Here is a 19,797-nt window from a genome sequence, read left to right on the forward strand (position 1 = left end):
AACCTCTTTTCCGTCAAGGTTAGCGCTGTGACCCAGACTCCGTGATTCATACTGAGTTGCGCTCAAACGTAGTAGATAGGAAGAGCAGGGGAAGCAGGGGGAGCGGGGGAAGCAGGGGGAGAGAAAGTTATATCTTTGAATAGCAACTTGGTATCAAAAGGATGCTTCGCTTTTTGTTCCAGGGGGAGAATTCAAAGCCTCTCTCCTTGTAGGAGAGAGGTTTGGAGAGAGGTTTTCCAGATCCCGTGAAAAGTAAGAACAAACCACACCCCCAATGACAAATGACGTAGCTTGCTTCTCAAGGACAGCGAGTTCTCCGCCGTTAACTTTAATTGTCCCCACCTACTTACTTATTCAATATCAATTTTGCGAGGGGGGGTTAGGGGTTCCTCTTTCAGGGTTTTTTGACCCGTTCTGGCATAAAACTTATATTGTTCAAGAATAATTTTTGCCAGTTCAGAGAGGGGAATCTCATGTCCCTCCAGTTTACGTTTCAGGTAATATTTGAGAGACTCGATATAAGCTAAACCCAGCGCCAAGGTTAACGCGGCGGCGGTAGAGGCGGAAATTGCACCGCCCACAATTGTCCCAGCACCCGGTATCATTTTAAGTAAATTCGCCGCGATCGCTCGACCCACAGTTGCCACACCGCCCACTCCGACAATGGTTGAGAGTACGGTGCTAGTAAAAGCACGATCAAAAGGTAACCCAAAGATAGCCGTGATATTTGCTAGCATCACGGTTTGCATGGTAACTAATATCGGTGCATCAGAAAAAGGAATCGGAGACGCGCCGACTAATGCAGAACCCGCCACATATCCCGTCACATATTTAAAGGCTTCCCCAGCTTTTAAGGTAATATTGCGACTCTGTTCTCTCAGAAATGCCTTGCGTGCTTCGGTAGACAGAAGATTAGCCGTTACTTCGACAAGATGGTCTAAACCATGGGCTTTAATTGTATACTCATCATCGATGGGTTTAGGTTGAGCAAGAACCGCAACAATCTGAGAAACGGGTAAATTTTTACTATCCAAAAAGACTTGAAACTCGCTGCGCTTTCGGGTTAAGGTTTGGGTTACGACTAAAATAATTGGTACATCTTGTAGTTGTAGCTTATTCAGCCATTCTTCCTCGACTTCATCAAATCGTCCCGCCTCATGTTCTAAACAGTACCAAATCACATGAATATGTTCTTGGGCGGCTTGTAACCGTTGCGTTTCAATCAATTCCGCGACATCTAAGCGCACCTGTTGAATCTGTTCTGGATTGAGTTCAAGTCCAGGTGTATCGTAAACCGTAATCGGACATCCTTTTTTCCGGTAGCGTCGGATGGTTTGGGTAACCGGATAACCCACCCCAGTTTCGGCTAGACGAGATTGGAAAATAGCATTAATCAGCGTACTTTTGCCCACACCTGTTTTGCCAATTACCAGCACATTACACTGTCCCGTGTCCTTTCCGGCATCTTCGTAGGCTTCGCTCATTTTGTCCAAAAGCTGATCAACTGAAAAATCCTCTGCCATTCCCAGTCATTCCTTGGTCGTTTGATCTGATAGAGCCACGCTATCCACTGTTTTCTTAGTGTATCAAGTTGTGCGATCGCGCTCCTTACTTATAGCAGTAAACACATCGATTAGGACTTTCGGCACCATTGTAGAGACGCGCCATGGCGCGTCTCTACATTACATTGCTTATCAAAGTGAGGACAAACAGCGGAAACCGCATGAATTGAACCCTTTTCATCTCGATACGCGGCGACTTTGTTCCCATCAATGGTGAGCAGTTTCCCTTCCCCTTTGCTAACATCAGCAAAAGAGGACTCATCTAACCCCCAGAGACTAAATCCCGTGGCGACATAAAATGAACCAAGAGCGATCGCAGGACTATACCTCGACTCATCCCTCTGCGCCCCTATCACCTGGCGCTGAGAAAACCCAAACGCCCTCTAACCCTACTCATACCCCCACATTGTCCCCAGCCAATCCATCGGAAAAACCAACCTACACAGAAAAGTCAACTCGCCTACAAGCCTGGAGTCAGTTGATTAAATCGGTGACACCTTATATTTGGGTGGCGGTGATCCTAATTGTGATTATCCCGCTGATCGGAAGTGGTTTTATTGCCAGTTCATTATCAACCGATGCGGGAAGTTCACAGAAGCCGAACCATGAGGTTGTCACCATTGAACGGACTGTACCGGATCAGGATAAAATCGATCGCGCGATCGCAACCGCGATTACCCATGCTCATCATACCGCTGAACGGTTTGCCTCAGACCAACTCGATGGGTGGATTGATCAACTCATGAGTCGCGTGGATGACAATTTTTTGGATTGGTATTTTGATTATTTTAATCAAAAGAAACTGGAGTTTAGCGCTCCCTTTGTCTGGGTATCTTCAGCCGTTTCCCACTGGATTGATACCACAAAACCGACTCCAAATCAAGCCGTCGCCGAAAAAATGACGGAGGAATTCCAAACGGAATTTACCAAACGAGTCCTCCGCCCTAAAATTGCCCAACTTCAATTGGAACATATCACCAGAGATACGGTAAATTTGTATATTGCTGACTTAGAAAACAACATTTCCAACATTCAAACTCAGTACCAGATTCCGCAAGGCGAATGGGAGCGCTATTTGGATGATATTGCGGTAACGATCCGAGATACAGAAGGCAATCTGTCTAATTTATCGTTAAAAGTTTTAGTTGGCGGAAGCACTTACTTATTTGCCAAAGCCATGATTCCCGTTGTCACTAAAATTGGCAGTAAAGTTGCCGTATCTTTTGCCGGAAAAGCCTCCGCTAAAATGGCAGCAAAAACGGGCGGCGCTGTAGCTGGTAAATTCGGCGCTCAGTTTCTTGATCCGATTGTTGGCGTAGGAATTATTATCTGGGATGTTTGGGATTATCAACATACCGTAAACGTTGAGCGCCCTGTTTTGCGGGAAGCGATTCGGGATTATTTACAAGAAGTTAAGGCGTCCCTATTGGATAATCCAGATAATGGCATTATGGCAGCGATTTATCAGTTAGAGGGAGGGATTTTGAAGTCGGCTTGTAGTAAGGGCTTTAGCCCTATATTCTGTTAGTGTTCCTGTCCGATATCACCAAATCGACAATTAAGGGACGATGATCTGAACCAATATCTCCGCCAGTGCGAATAGCTAAAACGTTAATTTCTGGACTAATCAGACAATGATCCAGAGGAATCTGTAGCATTGGCGCACCCTGGGGCCAAGTAGGGAGAATACCAAAACCCGATCGCGCATTTTTCAATCCAGTCTGACGGATAAATTTGCGGTAATAGGGAGACCACATTGTTGTATTCAAATCACCGATGACGGCATGAATAGTGTTGGTTGAACTTATCACCTTTTCCAGTTCTAAAAGTTGCTGATTGCGTGACTTAAAATATTCCGCATTAATCGGCGGTAATGGATGAGTGGCAATAATAGAAACAGTTTGTCCTTGCCACTGTACCTCAGTAAAAATAGAAGGGATATCATACTCGGTGAACGATTTAATATCCGTATTCCTCAGGGGAATCGCACTGTAGACAGCAATGCCAAAGTTATCAAATCTCGGATACACAATCTGGTAAGGAAGGAGAGGCTTAAGCGCTTCTAGTTGCTTTGACCAAATTGGATTAATTTCCTGGACAACGAGCAGTTGAGGCTTTTCGGCTTTGACCAGGGAGATAAACTCAGCATAACGCTGGTTATCACTATAGACATTTGCCAGTAACACTCGTAAGGGTTGTCCTGAAGGCGTATTAATTGGCGAAAATTGGGGAATATACCAGGGAATAACCTCTACAGCATTAAGGGTTAAACAAAATAAACTGATCAACCACCAGGTTTTTCGTCGTGCGAAGGACAATAAAAGGAAAACAATACAACTAATTACGAAGTATTGCACTTTGAAGTGGGAGATTAATTCAAAATATCGGTGAAATTCTCCCAGATAAGCGACTAAGGATAAGAGAAAACAAGGAATGAGTCCTGTGAGTCCTAAGCCAAAGGCGATATTCTTGATTTCAATTTTTCGGGATGTTGGTTGAGAGAACCAGAAGTGTTTCATATCGAGTTGCTGTAGTGGTACAGTAAGTGGTCATACATTGAGATAGTATTAGTAGCGAGCAAGATGCAAAGCCTGCGGAATGGCTTCGCTAAACGCACTACGAGGACTTCGCCATGCTTAACATTAAGGTTTAAATCCAAACAACTTATCCTCGCCATAGCCAGGGAAGTTGTTGTCATCTATTTCTGATTCCATCTCCCTTATGCAAAAGGGAGTATCCTATAATTACGGTAAGCACAACCTCAATGGGAGGATTTCCTCCAAAACACTAGAAAGTTACAGCCCTAAGCCAGAAATCTTCACATCAGCGAAACTACACTGTCATAAGCACGTCACAACAAGTATCTATATTGATAAATGTCAGCGATAGGTCATTGTGATTCCTTCCCAAGCAACGGATTCACTCCGCCGACGCCAGACTCGGTTAATACCTTATCCGTAAATAATTATCACAAAGTCAATGGGGGTGTTAGCCATGGGTAGGAGAGAGTTGATCCTAATTCGGGTTTTCTCTATCTGGAAACGAATTAACCGAACTCCGACAAACTGTAACTGACATCATCCAAATCAATCCTATTTCAACAGCAGAATCATTATGGTACTCAACACGAAAACATCTCAATCTCATGACAGTGACGCTTCCCCAGTAAAAAAAGCTGTCACCTATCTATCCCTGATGTTACTAGGCGCTGGTGTTTCCTTTGGCGCCAACTCTTTCATCTCCGGTAATCCTCAAGTTTCAGCCAACTCCATTGTTCCCCAATCCTCTCAGGTTTTGGGAGGAATCATTCCTCCAGCTAACCTGTCCACTCCCCAAAACAGCAATTTTATTACTAAGGTTGTGGATACTGTGGGACCCGCCGTCGTGCGGATTAACGCCTCCAAAACTGTGACCTCTCAAGTTCCCGATGCATTTAATAACCCGTTTTTCCGCGAGTTCTTCGGCTCTCAATTGCCGGAACAACCGCAGCAGCGAGTAGAACGGGGAACGGGTTCGGGGTTTATTATCAACACCGATGGGATGATTCTCACCAATGCTCACGTTGTTGATGGTGCGGATCAAGTGAATGTGGTTCTCAAAGATGGTCGCACATTTGCTGGGAAAGTGCTAGGAACTGACCCCGTAACTGATGTGGCGGTGATCAAAGTTGAAGCCGATAATCTCCCCATTGTTACCTTAGGGGATTCAGAACAACTCAAACCGGGGGAATGGGCGATCGCGATCGGTAATCCGCTAGGATTAGATAATACCGTCACCACAGGTATCATCAGTGCGACAGGACGTTCTAGTGCTGAAATAGGCGTTCCCGATAAGCGCGTCCAATTTATCCAAACTGACGCCGCAATTAACCCCGGTAACTCAGGCGGACCCCTGCTAAATGCATCCGGTGAAGTGATTGGGATGAATACAGCCATTATTCAAGGCGCTCAAGGCTTAGGATTTTCCATTCCGATTAATACAGCGCAACGAATTGCCCAACAATTAATTGCTAACGGGAAAGTTGAACATCCATTCTTAGGAATTCAGATGGTTACATTAACCCCTGAGTTGAAAGAAAACATCAACAAAAATCCAAATTCGGGTCTTACCGTTGATGAAAGCCAAGGAGTGCTAATTGCCAGAGTGATGCGGAATTCCCCTGCTGATAAAGCTGGATTGCGAGCCGGGGATGTGATTCATAAAATTAATGGTGAGTCGATCAAAGATGCCGAAGATGTCCAAAAGGTTGTAGAAATGACTCCAGTAGGTAGTGATTTAAACCTAGAATTACGCCGCGATCGCAAAAATGTTGAGGTAACAGTACAACCCGGTGCTTTACCAACTCAGATGCAGCAGTAAAGTTCATCAAAAATAGTAGAGACGTGGCATGATAGTTGTAGAGACGTTGCATGCAACGTCTCTACAGTTCCCGGTGTCAATTCCCTTCAATTCCCTGTTGCACCATTTGTTTAGTTACGGGAGAGGAAGTCAGATCCAGAGTCTTGGGGTAGGTTTTCAAGATGCTTTCCACCGTCGCCTTCCATAAATCAGACAGAACTTGACGCCAAGCCTGACGCTGGAGGGTATGTGATTCCTGATTGCACCATTGTGCGATCGCCCCGGATAAATCTTTAATCTGATCCGGTAACGGTGCTATCCACTCCTGTAACTGTGCCAAATCTTGAGCTGAAAACAAGTCACGCTGATTATTTAATAGTTCAAGAAAAGCGGCAACTTTTTGTTTCTGAAATGACTGTTCTGTCTGTTGTACAACCTCTAGTGGTAAATCTTGCAGTTGGGCAATTTGCGGCAACCTTAATCCAAATTCTATCATGCGCGGTATCGCGGCTAACTTGGCTTTGATTTCACCTTCTTCTAAGGCTTCTTGATAAACTTTAGTTTGCTTGAGTTCACTTAAGCTGAACATCGCTTCAATCTCCTCGCGGCTTTTTTGGGGTAGTTTGTAAACAAGGATTGTCTCAATTAATTTGATGAGGTTGCGCTGGCTTGCTTCATCATCTATCTGTATTTGAGCTTGTGCGACTAATCGTCTTGCTCGTTCCGGTGCAGTTTCCTCATCCTCAATCACCAGCTTAATCATTTCAATTCCAAGGGAACCGGATGGGGTTTCTCCTAATTCATCAATGTAAATGCGTTTGACGCGATTGAGGGCAAGGATTTCACCAAATTGAAACGCTTGTTCTCGTTCAATCCTACGAGTAGGATAGATCACGACAACCTGCCAAGGGTGAGGCGGTTGGTATTGCCTCAAGTAGAGAAAGAGTTCACCAAATAATCGATAGTATAACGCTTCATCGGGTTGAAACTGAACTTCCAGCAGATAGAACGGTTTTTCGGCGTCTTCTGTCGTGGGTAAGAACAAACCGTCTAACCGGAAGGAGGGTTGTTTGATTTCACGGGAGGTGAATTCATAAATTGTAGCTTCCTCTGGGTCTGAATCAATGAGTTCAAATAAAATACCTGGAAATTCGAGAAACAGGTTATAGAAGATGGTGTCGGTTTTCACGCTGAATTGCTGGACATGGGCGTTCTGAACATTGACCACTATGCCAGGAGCGATCGCGAAAAATTCCTATCACCGTAATCTTGACAAATTGACAGGTTTACCCAATTAGGCTACATTAACTAAACGTAAGCCACCATTTGGTCAAACATAGGACATAATCGCCATTATTATGAATGCAGGTACGAGTTCATTTTTCCCCTTGCAGGTGTTTGAGTTTGAGGTGGTGAGGGTTGATAAACAGGGGACTATTATTGACCGCAGTTCGGAGCAAGCTCAATATTTCCGCGAAGATTTAGGCAATGGCGTCACACTGGATATGGTGGCGATTCCAGGGGGTACATTCCTAATGGGTTCTTCGGCAACAGATAAGAAGCGGTATGAGCGTGAAAGTCCTCAACATTCGGTAACAATTCCGCCCTTTTTCATGGGGAAATATCCCGTGACTCAGGCACAATGGCAGGCTGTTTCTAATCTACCTCAAGTCAATAAAGAACTCAATCCTGATCCTTCTAGATTTAAAGGAGCCGATCGACCCGTTGAGCAAGTATCGTGGTATGATTGCATAGAATTTTGTCAACGCTTATCGCAGTACACAGGACGAAACTACCGACTTCCCAGTGAAGCCGAGTGGGAATATGCTTGTCGGGCGGGAACAACAACGCCCTTTCATTTTGGTGAGACGATTAGCACAGATTTAGCTAATTACGACGGCAAATTTACTTATGGTGAGGGTGCTAGGGGTAAGTATCGTGAACAGACTACCCCAGTCGGGAGTTTCCCCGTAGCGAACGCCTTTGGCTTATTTGATCTGCACGGAAATGTGTACGAATGGTGTAGTGATCATTGGCATGATAACTATATAGATGCGCCGTCAGATGGTCAAGCTTGGTTAATTGATGATCATCAGAAGCATTTTAGAGTGATGCGCGGTGGTTCATGGTTTGATGATCCGTGGTTCTGTCGTTGTTCCCTGCGCTTCAGAAACGTGCCAGACTACGGGTTTCTCGATATCGGGTTTCGGGTTGTTTGTACGGCGGCGTGAATTGTTTAGCTACACCTAGGAAAAGGGCGGGTTTTGTTAAAAGGTTATCGGTGATATGTTTAATTGAATCCTTAAACCCGCCCCTACAGTATTTATTGATCGGCTACACCTAGGAAAAGGGCGGGTTTTGTTGAAAGGTTATCGGTGATATGTTTAATTGAATCCCTAAACCCGCCCCTACAGTATTTATTAATCGGCTACATCTAGGAAAAGGGCGGGTTTTGTTGAAAGGTTATTGGTGATATCTTTAATTGAATCCCTAAACCCGCCCCTACAGTATTTCTAATCTAAACCCTGGTAATATTTCCTCCCCTGACAACACAACAGGCATCGCTACAACGTCCACACCTGTTCCCTCTCGATAAATCTCCACTTGCCGATCCTGGTAATTAATTAACCACCCTAAACGCAAACCACTTGCCAAATATTCCTGCATCTTATCCTGAAGTGGCTTTAAGTTTAATACGGTGGTCATAATTGTATGGAATAGCAGAACGTTTGGTCTCAAGAGCCATATTTTCCCTAATTATAAATGCTCAACATACCGCTTCAACTCCCGCGCCATGCGTTGCATTCCCCGATGCTCATCTTGCCGGATAAAGGGGACAAAAACACGAGTGAGAATACCCAAAAAACGGCTTGTGTGAACATATTTAGTCCGACTCAAACCAATCTCTTGTAACTCAAATACGTACTCACTGCGAAAACCAGGAATCGATGAAACCCAGCGCAGACAAATTCCGGGTTGTAAGAGTGTGATCAAGGGTTCAAATTCCGTTTCTTCATCCTTGGGTAATCGTCGTAATGACAGGGACACTGCTTGTCCTTTTTCCAAGGGCTGTTCGGGTTCGCGGTCAAATAGAAACGTGTTCCAATACTTCCACTGCTGTTTGTCTAACAATACCTGCCACACTTGTGACTTGGGAGCATTTATTTCGATTTCAGTATAGAGACTTGCCATAATAAAAAAGTAATAAATCAATTGTGGGGGCGGGTTTAGGGACAATTGTAGGGGCGGGTTTAGGGACAATTGTAGGGGCGGGTTTAGGGACAATTGTAGGGGCGGGTTTAGGGACAATTGTAGGGGCGGGTTTAGGGAATCAATTCAGCTAGTCACCGATAACGGAACAACAAAACCCGCCCTCCCCACCACTAACGGAACAACAAAACCCGCCCTCACCACCACTAACGGAACAACAAAACCCGCCCTCCTCACTTTCCCTTGGATTGGGAATTAGGTCTACAATTGAAAGCTTGAAACCCGAAATCAATCCAGCATGGCAGACCTGACACCGAATTCCAGTTTCAGTTTAACGATTCGTATCCAACTTCCCAACCGCTCTGGGATGCTCGCCACCGTTACTCAGGCGATCGCACAAGTGGGGGGTAATCTGGGACAGATTGATCTGATTCACCAAACCCACAAAGTTACGACTCGTGAAATCACCATCGATGCGACGAGTACCGAACACGCTGAACAGATTGTGCAAGCGGTTAAGGAACTTAACCATATCAAAGTGATCGATGTCTACGATCGCACGTTCAATCTACATCGAGGGGGCAAAATCAGCATCGAGAACAAACTCCCCCTGAAAACCCAAGCTGATTTAGCTATGGCGTATACGCCAGGGGTGGGTCGAATTTGTAACGCGATCGCAGAAGACCCTCAACAAGTTTACTCCCTGACCATTAAAAGTAATACAGTAGCGATTGTTACAGATGGTAGCGCTGTATTAGGGCTAGGAAACTTAGGTGCCGAAGCCGCATTACCCGTGATGGAAGGGAAAGCGATGCTGTTTAAAGAATTTGCCGGAATTGACGCCTTTCCTATATGTCTGGCAAATCAAGACACCGACACAATTATCGAAACCGTTAAAAACATCGCTCCTGTTTTTGGCGGGATTAACCTGGAAGATATCAGCGCCCCCCGTTGCTTTGACATTGAAGCCAAACTGCGGCAAGTCTTAGATATTCCTGTGTTTCACGATGATCAGCATGGAACCGCCATTGTTAGCCTCGCGGCGTTAATTAATTCCCTGAAACTGGTGAAGAAATCCCTGGAAGAGGTGCGAATTGTGATTAATGGTGCTGGCGCAGCGGGAATTGCGATCGCGCGGTTATTGCGTCAAGCTGGGGCGAAGATGATTTGGATGTGTGATTCCAAAGGGATTCTCTCAACCAAACGCACGGATTTAACGTCCCAAAAGCAGGAATTTGCCGTTGAATCCAGTGGTACTTTAGCCGGTGCAATGGTGGGGGCGGATGTGTTTCTCGGCGTCAGTGTGCCCGGTGTTTTGACCCCAGAAATGGTACATTCGATGGCACGAGATCCAATTGTCATGGCAATGGCAAATCCGATCCCCGAAATTCAGCCAGAATTGGTGTTAGATGATGTAGCCGTTATGGCAACGGGGCGCAGTGACTATCCCAATCAGATTAATAATGTTCTGGCATTTCCTGGTGTTTTTCGTGGCGCCCTCGACTGTCGCGCTTCAGTAATTACCAGTACGATGTATCTAGAAGCGGCAAAAGCGATCGCGTCGTTGATGTCTACCACAGATTTAGACGCTGAACATATTATCCCATCTGTTTTTGATCAGCGCGTCGTGACAGCCGTTTCAGCCGCCGTACAACAAGCTGCACGGAATGAAGGGGTAGCAAGGCGGTAAACACTGATTTCACGGATTTACGTCATTTGTCATTTGTCATTTGTCATTTGTCATTCGTCATTCGTCATTTGTCATTTGTCATTCGTCAGGGAACACCTCGACTTCGCTCGGTGTGTCACAGGGAACCGGGAACAGGTAAGGTAGAGTTTTGAGTTAACTTCCTCATCTCCCCCAGCTAAGAGACGTAGCATGCTACGTCTCTACATTGCTCCCTCTGCTCCCCGCAGCACTTATTTAGCAAGCCCTAAATAGTTATTAGTACCCCATGGGTAGAGGATTGTTATATTACAAGTTTAGACATTGGCTAATTTTTAAGATCACCAGTTTCTTCTTAAGTTTACTGGTTACTCAATTATCTGGATGTCAAATTATATCAACGATTAACAACGGTTTCCATAATTCTCGAATTTCTAGCGAAAATGCTGTTCCTGTACAATTTACTTTCCCGTTTGAGTTAGAGTCGGGACATGATTTTTCTCAGGGGTTAGCGGCGGTTAAGTTGGAGGGGAAGTGGGGCTATATTAATCAAAGCGGAAATTGGGTAATTCAACCGCAATTCGAGTTGGCTGATTCGTTTAATGAAGGGTTAGCCCCGGTCAAAGTTGATGGGAAATGGGGTTATATTGATCAAACAGGTAACTGGGTAATTTCAGCCAAATTCGATGGCGCTAAATCGTTCGCCGAAGGATTAGCTCCGGTTAAACAAGGTGAGGATTGGGGCTATATCGATAAAACTGGCACGGTAATAATTTTACCTCAATTTTACGATGCTGATTTGTTTTCGGAAGGATTGGCAATTGTTGAAAATAATAATCAGTATGGTTATATCGATAAAACCGGAAACTGGATTACTCCACCTCAATTTCAGGAAGCAAAACCGTTTTCTGAGGGGTTAGCTACGGTCAAAGTTAATAATCAGTATGGCTATGTCGATAAAACTGGAAACTGGGCGATTCAACCTCAATTTCAAGATGCGAGTTCTTTTTCCGAAGGCTTGGCGTCTGTAACTAATCAAGCGATGAAATCGGGGTATATTAATCATCAAGGCGAGTTTGTGATTATGCCTTATTTTGATTGGGCGGGGGATTTTGTCCAAGGTGTGGCTGGAATCTCGATGCACGATAAAATTGGTTATATTGATCAGCAGGGAAATATGCTAATTGCTCCCCAGTTTGATAACACGTATAACTTTTCGGAAGACTTGATCGCGATCAAAATAGGTGACAAGTGGGGTTATATTAACAAAATAGGTAATTTAGTCATCAAGCCTCAATTTGATAGTGCTTGGTCATTTCAGCAGGGGGTAGCCAGAGTTAGAATTGATGACAGGTACGCTTTCATCACTCATCCTCTCAAATAATAAATTATGAGGATAAGATTAAGAAAATTTATTGTCAATAATCATGCAATTCTTGTAGTGCGAGCATCTTGCTCGCTACAAATACCCAATTTCAATGTATAGCGGTACTAAGACAGGTTAGGACATTCTTGAGTGTTCCCTGTTCGCTGTTCCCTCTGGGACTAACTAACGTATCCTCGTAGTGCTATATGACAGTAAAGACGTTGTATGAAACGTCTCTACATTCGGATTGCCAATATGAAAACACTATAAATTTATTCCGACGGACTGTCTTCCTCTTCAGAATCATTGGAGGAATTTTCAGATTCTGTTTCCTCATTGGGAGAAGCCGTTTCATCCTCTATTGACTGCTTTTTCTCTTCAGAAGAGGACGGCTTTTCAGGAGAGGGAGATGCGGACGGACTTTGGTTAGCCGGTGTCGGTGTTGGTTCAGAGGTTGATTCCTCTGTTTCAGTATCAGAGTTATTAGGAGTAGCTTGGTTTTCAGAGGGGTCTGTTTCCTCTGTAGCGGGTTCTGTTTCCTCTGTAGCAGGTTCTGTTTCAGACGTTGATTCCTCGTTTTCCGTATCGGATGGCTCAGTTTCTTCAGGTGTTTCCTCTTTTGTTTGTTCCCATTCGGATAAGGGGCGATTGACAGCATATTCAAAGTCCATGGGGACTAAAAAAACATTTGATTTTTGCGATTTGTCGGAAAACGGATCAACTTGAGCATAGAGAAAACTGTTATTAAAATCTGGTTTTCCTAAAAGAATTTCATGGGTTTCATCGTTGTTCAGTCGCACCGTTACCATGGCTTGGGGTTTGTCTAAGCCATACTCCTTAAGGTTTTCCGGGGAGACATTGGGAATTATGCGATCGCTCTTTCCTTCAACGAGTAAATTCAAGAGAAATGCAACTGATGGATCACTGGCGGGGACATCCTTCGGTTCCGTCATGCGCCAACCGGGTTCAGGTTCACTCACCCGTTCAAATTTTCGGCTTTCTTCCTGGATATAAATGTTAACCCGTTGAATCTCATCTTCTTCAAAGCTAAACAGTTGCTTTTCGGCTTCCTTCGCGGCTTCCCGTTGGGGAGTTCCTACGATTTCATAAAAGTAGACAAACCCTCCCAGGAAAAGGGCGAGGATTAATAACATCCAAGTAGTCTTCTGTAGCTTCATTGGTTATTCGTCATTTGTCATTGGTCATTCATCAATCGTCATTACCCCTTTGCGTCCATCTGCGTCAACCTCTGCGTCCCTCTGCGTTAAAAAAACATAATTCCGATGCGAACATTTTATATCACTCGGTCGGGGCGGGTGTAGGGTGCGTTAGCGTTAGCGTAACGCACCATTTCAAAAGATAGTAGTAAAACCCGCCCCTACAGATGTACCTTTACCGCCGTAACCACCACAGCATCCCTGCGGTCAAAAAGCCAAACGCTGGAACAATTAACAGGGCTAACCATCCCAATATTCCGGATTGGACTGGTGTTAAGTTAATTCGGCGGTCTTCTGGTTCTTTGGGACTAATCGAAAGGGCTTGTTCATCTCGCTTACTTAACCAACTCACGGAGTTGATAAAAATATCAGGATTGAGTTGCTGATCAAACCAACTATCTGTGGCAAAGTTTGAATTACCATACACAATTAATCGTGATTCAGCTTCGTCTTCTTTAGCTTGAGACTCATTGGTCTGGATTGGTGAAGGTGAGGCTTCTGGGGATTCCTCTGGCGAAGCCGTTGGAGATGCTTCTGGAGTTTCCGCTTCGGGTTCATCGGTGTCTTCTGGCGACACTTCTGGAGTTTCCGTTGCTTCGGGTTCATCAGTTTCTTCACCTTCAGCTTCTGGAGTTTCGGTGGCTTCAGGTTGATCAGTATCTTCGCCTTCAGCTTCTGGAGTTTCGGTGGCTTCGGGTTCTGATTTCGATGAAGCGGTAGACGATTCAGCTTGGCGACTTAACGCCACACCTAATACTAAAGGACCGGGGCGATCGCCTTCTTGTTCGTTAAACTCCAACGGTTGTTGTTCTGGCGTATTTTCCGCCCAACTTTGGGGGTTTGTGATCACCAAAGGAGTTTCCTGAATCCCTTCTACAGGTTGCGTGTCCACCGGTTGCGCTAAGGGATAAATCGAAAAGCCAGTTCCAAAATCTTGGGTAATTGGATGATCGCCATATTGCGTAACCAAGGGGGTTGCTGGACCCAAACCGACTAACCTCCCTTGACCCGACGCATCAATCACAATCTGATTCGTCAACATCACTCCCCAATCTGACAGTAAGGGTTCTAATCCGGGATTAGTATCGGGATCTATCATCACTAACAGACTTCCCCCATCAGCCAAATAGTCTTCTAACGCTTGCACTTCCGGTTCAAACAGCGCTCGTTTGGGTCCAGCGATGACGATTAAAGACGCATCATCGGGAACGGCTGGCTGTTCAGCGAGATTCAGGGGTTCGACGGTGAAGTTTTTTGTCTCTAACGCACTTACGGCTTGAGATAATCCACCTTCGTCTGACGCTTCTAACGGGCGTTCACCATGACCTTGGAGAAAATAGACCTTATCCGTGCGATCGCCAGTGATGCGTTCAATTGCATTGGTTAGTTGAACTTCCGATAACCGTTCCCCTTGGCTAATGGTTTGGACTAACTCGCGTTGATTCCCATATTCTAAGTAAACCTCCCCGATATAATTTACATTAAACTTTTGGGCTAATTCAGGTTGTAGCTGGGGGTCAATAAACTCAAATTCTAAATTTGATCCGTAGCGGCGGTAGTTTTCCAGGAGTTCTTGATCGGCGGGATTAGCGGGACTCTCAAACACCCAAACTTTCACCGATTGATCTAAGTTTCTCACCACCTGCTGTGACTGGGGTGAAAGGGTAAATAGTTGATTTTCGGTTAAATCAATCTGTACCCCATAACGCACGCCTAAAAAGTTAATTAACCCGATAATCACAAACATGGCTAAGGTGGCAATTATCGCATTAGTTCCCACTTGAGTGGAACGGCGTCCCCAAAAACCAGGGGCGATTTGATCTAGAAGTAGGAACCATAAGCCAATGATCAATAGCCCCGCAATTAGCAGCGCTAAGGAGACAGGAGACCACTCACCCGCCACTTCTTGGGCGGTAATTCCCATGATTGTCAGGATCGGTCCGAACCAAAATAGATATTTTAAATACGTCCACTTAATCGGCTTTGTTGTCATAGTTTATAGCGTTTTGATTGTGTAGGGGCGGGTTTTACGATTATTGTTTCTGACCTAACCCAGATTTGACTAAACCCGCCCTGACTGAGTGATAAAATAGTTACAGGTTTGTCATCAATACCAAAATGCTTAGGGCGCTAAAGCGCAACTACGAACTTAAGATCGCTGAAAGCGGAAAGCTTCAATAGACTGAGCGGTGAGGAATATGCCCAAAAAGATATAACTAGCAAATAAAATAAGACTACTGGTATCCAGAACACCCCGAACTAAATTGGTATAATTCTCCATCAACGATAAATAACCTAACGCTTCGCCAAAAGCACCACCGATAAGATTAGCAATTAAATCAATTACCCAGAGGAACAATATTAAAACAAACGTGAGGAAAGCTGCCAGGATTGAGCTATCGGTTAACGATGAAATAAACATTCCCAGGGAAAGCACCGATGCGGCGAGTAAAATTAATCCAGCATGGGCTAATAAGGGAACCCAGGGTTGAATGGGTGGATTAGCGGCATTCAAGGCAATCACTTCATACAGGAGTAACGGTAGCACCATAATCGTAAAGAAGGTTAGCACGCCTAATAGTTTGCCCACGGCTACCGCCCAATTTGTCACTGGCGAAGTTGCCAGCAGTTCTAACGTTCCCCGCTTGCGTTCCTCGGAATAAAGTCCCATGGAGAGAATGGGGAGAACGAATAAAATCAGAGAACCCATGACACTCAAAAACATATTCAAAAACTCATACGCCACATCCACAGGAGGTGTAGGCATTCCCAGTTGATCGCGTTGCGCTACTTGCTGAATAATCCCATCGGGACTTAATAGAATCCACACGAAAAAGAACCCCGACAATAGCCAGAAAAACCCAGCCACTATATAAGCCAAAGGTGAAGCAAAATAGCCCTGCAATTCCTTGCGGAAAATTGCCACAATATTGCCAAAGAGTATACGCATTAACGATCTTCTCCTGATTGGGGAACGTCTGACTCAGGAACCTCTGATTCAGGGACTTGGGATTGAGAAACATTGGATTCAGGGACTTCTGATGGAGAATCAGAGATAGGCGATTCAGCTAAATTGTTCCCTGTCTCTATTTCCAGGTTCTCCGCCCTCCGTTCCTGAGTCGTCAGTTCTAAAAAGACATCTTCCAGGGTAGCGCGAGTGCGGCGCATTTCATGCAATCCGATCCCAGCGCCCACGGTAACAGCCGCAATATCTCGTCCCGGATCAGTACCCGGTACCGTCACAATCCGAATTAAGGAGCGATTTGGGGGTAACTGTTGAGTGGGGACAATTTCGACTAAGCAGACTCCCTGCAACACTTGTAATAGCTTTTGCAGTTGAGTTGCATCCCCATCCACTTCTAACTCATAGCCCGCCCCTCCCGTCAACTGCGCCATCAGGTTTTCTGGGCTATTGGTGGCGACGATTTTACCTCGGTTGATAATGGCGACGCGACTACAGGTCATGCTCACCTCTGGCAGAATATGGGTAGACAGGATAATCGTATGTTCACCTGCAAGGCTTTTGATCAAGTTGCGGACATCAATAATTTGCCGAGGATCGAGTCCGACGGTGGGTTCATCTAAGATAATCGCGGGTGGATCATGGACGATCGCTTGAGCAATTCCGACTCGTTGACGAAATCCCTTGGAGAGTTTGCGGATCAAGACTTTGCGCTTTTCCACTAGGTTACAGCGTGCGATCGCCATCTTCACCCGCTTAGTGCGATCGCCTGCGGATACCCCTTTGAGACGGGCGACAAAGTACAGGAATCCCTCAACCGTCATTTCCGGATAAAGGGGAGGCGTTTCCGGTAAATAGCCGATGCGTTGACGAACAGCCAGAGAATTTTCATGGACATCATACCCAGCAATTCGGGCGGTGCCACTGGTGGCGGGTAAATATCCGGCTAAAATCCGCATGGTAGTTGTTTTCCCCGCACCATTGGGTCCGAGAAATCCCAGGATTTCCCCCGGTTCCACCTTAAAACTGACATCCTGAATTGCTGGAGTGACGCCATAGAGCTTGCTCAGACGATCCACTTCGATCATAAAGATTCCACTGGAGAGGATAGATATTTTTTAGGCTAACGTTTATCAATCATACATAGTCCGACTACTGATCAACTGTAGGGGCGGGTTTAGGGAATCTGTAGGGGCGGGTTTAGGGGCTAAATTCAGATATTCACCACTAACGGAACAACAAAACCCGCCCTCCCCACTCATCCGCCGCCAGCCGCAACACCTGAAACGCCACCGGAGAATCCCGGCGCAACCGTTCCAGCATTTCCTCCCGCAACCTGGCATAATTGCAGCGCACCAGAACCAGGGAGAATCGGCGTCTACTGACAAACCGCATCACCCGGATTATAGACTGCAACGCGCGATCGCACTGATAAGCTGTCATGCATTTAAATTGGGTATTAGTAGCGAGCAAGATGCTCGCACTACAAGGCTTTCGCCGTTATTGATATTAAGGTTTAAATGCCGAACAGCTTACCATGGGTAAGACTCTCGGCGCTACCCCACCGCCAAATCGATTCGTCAAGGCTTGATAATCATTGGAGAACATCAACGTTAAAGGAATGGTATACACGAGATGACAATTCAGCCGACGTAACTGTTCACCGCGATCTACAAATAAGTATTCCGGTTGCGTGCGTCCACTATCATTACGTCGATCTTCCACCCGATCTAAATTATCAACAATTACTACCAATCCTTTCTTCCCTCGACGTAACTCCGTAGACTTACCACAGCCAATATGTCCCGTAAACAACTGACAAGTTGGTTGATTAAGACGCGAACGTAAACTAATCGTCCGTTCCAATGCCTCAATAATCTTACCGCCCCGAACTGAGGCAAAATCAATATAATACTGCCGATCTTCAGGATTCGCGATCGCGAGGGTTTTACTCGGATCGCAGGCGTCAAAGAATCTCAAAAAATCTAATTCCATAAGGGATGAAAATTAAAGACTCAAACAAGGAAACCTCACCGAATGAAGGGCTAAAGCCCTTACTACGAACTACGATAGTCGTGACCGAAATTGATTAACGTTTGTCGATAAAACTCTGGCATTCCGGTATCAAAATATTGTCCTTTGACCCAATATCCCATCAATCCCTCCTCTTGGCGTAATGTATCCAGACAAGTGGTTAACTGAAATTCACCTTTATAGCGCTGATTCTGATTAATACTGTCAGCTAGACTATCAAATATTTTCGGCTTGAGGACATACATGCCAAAAATCCCTAAAAACCTATCCTCCGCCATCCCTTCCACACGTAAGTGCGATCGCGCATAGTCCAGATCCGGTTTTTCACAGACTTGTGTCACCGTTAAAATAGAATTCATCTCCTGCCAAACCCCAGTCACACAACCCGCTTTATGGATAATATCGGCAGACATTTCTGTCAAACCAATCACACTTTGACCCGTTTTTTCATAAATTTCTAGCACCTGACGAGAACAAGAAATTTCGGTATCGGAGGTATAAACGTGATCGCCAAGTAACAGTAAAAAAGGCTCTTGATTCACCCAATCCTTGGCACAGAATACCGCATGACCATAGCCTTCTTGCTCATTCTGGGTTAAAATAGTAATCCGCTCTCCTAACTCTTGCAGATACTGACAATACTCCTGATTGGCATCAGAGAGTTTATCCAAAAGTGCCTGTTTCGGGGGAGTTTTAAAGAACGCCTCAAAAATTGCGCGATCGCTCGGTTGTACCACAATCCCAATTTCTTCGATACCACCGCGCCTTGCTTCTTCCACAATCGCCAAAATTACTGGCTTCGTCCGCCCATCGCGATCGATAATTGGAAATAGTTCTTTTTTTACAACCTTTGTGGCTGGAAACAGGCGAGTACCAAATCCGGCGGCGGGAATTACGGCTTTACGAACAATCTGGCTGGACATGATCTAAATTATGAATTATGAATCAAGATAAGACAATCTATTTAAAAAATTAGTTTTAATCTCAGCACTCAAGCCGCAGTAGATGCCCTGCTACCCTACCACATCTGGAATGAACAATTTGCCAGTGGGCGTTTTAAATGGAAGCCACGTCAACCGTTGTATGTCCTCCTACTACGAATCTACAAGCTCTCCTCGGTTCAACGTCTACCCTATCGTTCTGAATACGGCGGCTGTCGTTCTTGGATTAATGTAGCTGAAGTTCGTAGTAGGGGCTTTAGCCCCTAATTTCTTATGTTTTTTGGCTCTTCTAGAGAGAAATCTTTATCGTTAGTGACAAAGGATAACCTGGTGGGTTACGGCGGACATAAGATTACAGGCTCACCACACCACTTATTCAGCAGCCCCTAAGTATCGCCTCACCCACCCTAATGGCGTGGCACAGCTAAAATGGTGGGATAGATTTTACCATTGAATCGGGCGCACGCCATGCGCCCCTACGGTTTACGGGCGTAATTCTAA

16 protein-coding genes and 4 pseudogenes are annotated in these 19,797 nt (G+C 45.2%); 7 read left to right on the forward strand and 13 right to left on the reverse strand.

What is annotated here, in order from left to right; all coding sequences use genetic code 11:
- Positions 1 to 350 precede the first annotated feature (350 nt).
- Both RH949_RS29485 and RH949_RS29490 read right to left on the reverse strand, forming a co-directional pair.
- Positions 351 to 1,523, reverse strand: a complete 1,173-nt coding sequence (locus tag RH949_RS29485) for a GTPase (protein ID WP_446358207.1) — start codon at positions 1,521 to 1,523, stop codon at positions 351 to 353.
- Between the two features lie 176 nt (positions 1,524 to 1,699).
- A pseudogene (locus tag RH949_RS29490) lies at positions 1,700 to 1,840 on the reverse strand (Rieske 2Fe-2S domain-containing protein); the annotation flags it as partial.
- A gap of 20 nt (positions 1,841 to 1,860) precedes the next feature.
- On the opposite strand from RH949_RS29490, the gene RH949_RS29495 reads away from it, so the two are divergent.
- On the forward strand, positions 1,861 to 3,090 hold the full coding sequence (locus RH949_RS29495; protein ID WP_446358209.1) for a hypothetical protein: 1,230 nt from the start codon (positions 1,861 to 1,863) through the stop codon (positions 3,088 to 3,090).
- Here RH949_RS29495 and RH949_RS29500 read toward each other — a convergent pair.
- Positions 3,077 to 4,081 carry an endonuclease/exonuclease/phosphatase family protein gene (locus RH949_RS29500; protein WP_006103970.1) on the reverse strand — a complete coding sequence of 335 codons (1,005 nt, stop codon included), beginning with the start codon at positions 4,079 to 4,081 and terminating at the stop codon, positions 3,077 to 3,079. The two genes, RH949_RS29495 and RH949_RS29500, sit on opposite strands and share 14 nt — an antisense overlap.
- 595 nt (positions 4,082 to 4,676) lie before the next feature.
- On the opposite strand from RH949_RS29500, the gene RH949_RS29505 reads away from it, so the two are divergent.
- Entirely contained in the window at positions 4,677 to 5,921 is a 1,245-nt protein-coding gene (locus RH949_RS29505) for an HhoA/HhoB/HtrA family serine endopeptidase (protein ID WP_006104034.1), read from the forward strand.
- Positions 5,922 to 5,997: 76 nt separating this feature from the next.
- On the opposite strand, the gene RH949_RS29510 is transcribed toward RH949_RS29505, so the two are convergent.
- The gene (locus tag RH949_RS29510; RefSeq protein ID WP_157453323.1) at positions 5,998 to 7,089 is read right to left on the reverse strand and encodes an Rpn family recombination-promoting nuclease/putative transposase; all 1,092 of its coding nucleotides are present in this window, start codon (positions 7,087 to 7,089) and stop codon (positions 5,998 to 6,000) included.
- A gap of 169 nt (positions 7,090 to 7,258) precedes the next feature.
- On the opposite strand from RH949_RS29510, the gene RH949_RS29515 reads away from it, so the two are divergent.
- Positions 7,259 to 8,131, forward strand: coding sequence for a formylglycine-generating enzyme family protein (locus RH949_RS29515; RefSeq protein WP_446358212.1), 873 nt, complete (start codon positions 7,259 to 7,261; stop codon positions 8,129 to 8,131).
- 271 nt (positions 8,132 to 8,402) lie between these two features.
- Here RH949_RS29515 and RH949_RS29520 read toward each other — a convergent pair.
- Both RH949_RS29520 and RH949_RS29525 read right to left on the reverse strand, forming a co-directional pair.
- A pseudogene (locus tag RH949_RS29520) lies at positions 8,403 to 8,588 on the reverse strand (Uma2 family endonuclease); the annotation flags it as partial.
- Positions 8,589 to 8,657: 69 nt separating this feature from the next.
- Positions 8,658 to 9,092, reverse strand: coding sequence for an SRPBCC family protein (locus RH949_RS29525; RefSeq protein WP_446358214.1), 435 nt, complete (start codon positions 9,090 to 9,092; stop codon positions 8,658 to 8,660).
- A 23-nt stretch (positions 9,093 to 9,115) separates the two neighbouring features.
- On the opposite strand from RH949_RS29525, the gene RH949_RS29530 reads away from it, so the two are divergent.
- From RH949_RS29530 to RH949_RS29540, 3 genes are all read left to right on the forward strand, one after another.
- A complete protein-coding gene (locus RH949_RS29530) occupies positions 9,116 to 9,244 on the forward strand; it encodes a glycine zipper domain-containing protein (protein WP_006103991.1) in 129 nt (42 codons plus the stop codon).
- A gap of 164 nt (positions 9,245 to 9,408) precedes the next feature.
- Entirely contained in the window at positions 9,409 to 10,800 is a 1,392-nt protein-coding gene (locus tag RH949_RS29535; protein WP_446358216.1) for a malic enzyme-like NAD(P)-binding protein, read from the forward strand.
- Between the two features lie 265 nt (positions 10,801 to 11,065).
- Positions 11,066 to 12,160, forward strand: coding sequence for a WG repeat-containing protein (locus RH949_RS29540; protein ID WP_446358218.1), 1,095 nt, complete (start codon positions 11,066 to 11,068; stop codon positions 12,158 to 12,160).
- Between the two features lie 254 nt (positions 12,161 to 12,414).
- Here the strand turns inward: RH949_RS29540 and RH949_RS29545 are convergent, their stop codons facing one another.
- From RH949_RS29545 to RH949_RS29575, 7 genes and pseudogenes are all read right to left on the reverse strand, one after another.
- Positions 12,415 to 13,320 carry a DUF4340 domain-containing protein gene (locus RH949_RS29545; protein ID WP_446358220.1) on the reverse strand — a complete coding sequence of 302 codons (906 nt, stop codon included), beginning with the start codon at positions 13,318 to 13,320 and terminating at the stop codon, positions 12,415 to 12,417.
- A gap of 214 nt (positions 13,321 to 13,534) precedes the next feature.
- Positions 13,535 to 15,352 (reverse strand): Gldg family protein, encoded by a 1,818-nt coding sequence (locus RH949_RS29550; RefSeq protein ID WP_044209595.1) that lies wholly within the window; start codon positions 15,350 to 15,352, stop codon positions 13,535 to 13,537.
- A 156-nt stretch (positions 15,353 to 15,508) separates the two neighbouring features.
- Positions 15,509 to 16,309 carry an ABC transporter permease gene (locus tag RH949_RS29555; RefSeq protein ID WP_006104075.1) on the reverse strand — a complete coding sequence of 267 codons (801 nt, stop codon included), beginning with the start codon at positions 16,307 to 16,309 and terminating at the stop codon, positions 15,509 to 15,511.
- Positions 16,309 to 17,409, reverse strand: coding sequence for an ABC transporter ATP-binding protein (locus RH949_RS29560; protein WP_044209592.1), 1,101 nt, complete (start codon positions 17,407 to 17,409; stop codon positions 16,309 to 16,311). The genes RH949_RS29555 and RH949_RS29560 overlap by 1 nt, the downstream gene beginning before the upstream one ends.
- Before the next feature lie 139 nt (positions 17,410 to 17,548).
- The gene (locus RH949_RS29565) at positions 17,549 to 17,764 is read right to left on the reverse strand and encodes a hypothetical protein (protein ID WP_446358223.1); all 216 of its coding nucleotides are present in this window, start codon (positions 17,762 to 17,764) and stop codon (positions 17,549 to 17,551) included.
- A gap of 90 nt (positions 17,765 to 17,854) precedes the next feature.
- A pseudogene (locus tag RH949_RS29570) lies at positions 17,855 to 18,316 on the reverse strand (hypothetical protein); the annotation flags it as partial.
- 62 nt (positions 18,317 to 18,378) lie between these two features.
- Positions 18,379 to 19,278, reverse strand: a complete 900-nt coding sequence (locus RH949_RS29575; RefSeq protein ID WP_446358225.1) for a sugar phosphate nucleotidyltransferase — start codon at positions 19,276 to 19,278, stop codon at positions 18,379 to 18,381.
- Between the two features lie 63 nt (positions 19,279 to 19,341).
- Between RH949_RS29575 and RH949_RS29580 the strand changes: the two are divergent.
- Positions 19,342 to 19,563 (forward strand): annotated as a pseudogene (locus RH949_RS29580) (DUF1802 family protein); the annotation flags it as partial.
- Between the last annotated feature and the right edge of the window lie 234 nt (positions 19,564 to 19,797).

Source organism: Coleofasciculus sp. A1-SPW-01 (genome assembly GCF_040217205.1).
Lineage (GTDB): Bacteria > Cyanobacteriota > Cyanobacteriia > Cyanobacteriales > Coleofasciculaceae > Coleofasciculus > Coleofasciculus chthonoplastes_A.

What these genes read in the sequence shown, in the direction of transcription:
- RH949_RS29485 (WP_446358207.1), bottom strand. Translation starts at nt 1,523, where the DNA reads ATGGCAGAGGATTTTTCAGTTGATCAGCTTTTGGACAAAATGAGCGAA.
- RH949_RS29495 (WP_446358209.1), top strand. Translation starts at nt 1,861, where the DNA reads ATGAACCAAGAGCGATCGCAGGACTATACCTCGACTCATCCCTCTGCG.
- RH949_RS29500 (WP_006103970.1), bottom strand. Translation starts at nt 4,081, where the DNA reads ATGAAACACTTCTGGTTCTCTCAACCAACATCCCGAAAAATTGAAATC.
- RH949_RS29505 (WP_006104034.1), top strand. Translation starts at nt 4,677, where the DNA reads ATGGTACTCAACACGAAAACATCTCAATCTCATGACAGTGACGCTTCC.
- RH949_RS29515 (WP_446358212.1), top strand. Translation starts at nt 7,259, where the DNA reads ATGAATGCAGGTACGAGTTCATTTTTCCCCTTGCAGGTGTTTGAGTTT.
- RH949_RS29525 (WP_446358214.1), bottom strand. Translation starts at nt 9,092, where the DNA reads ATGGCAAGTCTCTATACTGAAATCGAAATAAATGCTCCCAAGTCACAA.
- RH949_RS29535 (WP_446358216.1), top strand. Translation starts at nt 9,409, where the DNA reads ATGGCAGACCTGACACCGAATTCCAGTTTCAGTTTAACGATTCGTATC.
- RH949_RS29540 (WP_446358218.1), top strand. Translation starts at nt 11,066, where the DNA reads ATGGGTAGAGGATTGTTATATTACAAGTTTAGACATTGGCTAATTTTT.
- RH949_RS29545 (WP_446358220.1), bottom strand. Translation starts at nt 13,320, where the DNA reads ATGAAGCTACAGAAGACTACTTGGATGTTATTAATCCTCGCCCTTTTC.
- RH949_RS29550 (WP_044209595.1), bottom strand. Translation starts at nt 15,352, where the DNA reads ATGACAACAAAGCCGATTAAGTGGACGTATTTAAAATATCTATTTTGG.
- RH949_RS29555 (WP_006104075.1), bottom strand. Translation starts at nt 16,309, where the DNA reads ATGCGTATACTCTTTGGCAATATTGTGGCAATTTTCCGCAAGGAATTG.
- RH949_RS29560 (WP_044209592.1), bottom strand. Translation starts at nt 17,409, where the DNA reads ATGATCGAAGTGGATCGTCTGAGCAAGCTCTATGGCGTCACTCCAGCA.
- RH949_RS29565 (WP_446358223.1), bottom strand. Translation starts at nt 17,764, where the DNA reads ATGACAGCTTATCAGTGCGATCGCGCGTTGCAGTCTATAATCCGGGTG.
- RH949_RS29575 (WP_446358225.1), bottom strand. Translation starts at nt 19,278, where the DNA reads ATGTCCAGCCAGATTGTTCGTAAAGCCGTAATTCCCGCCGCCGGATTT.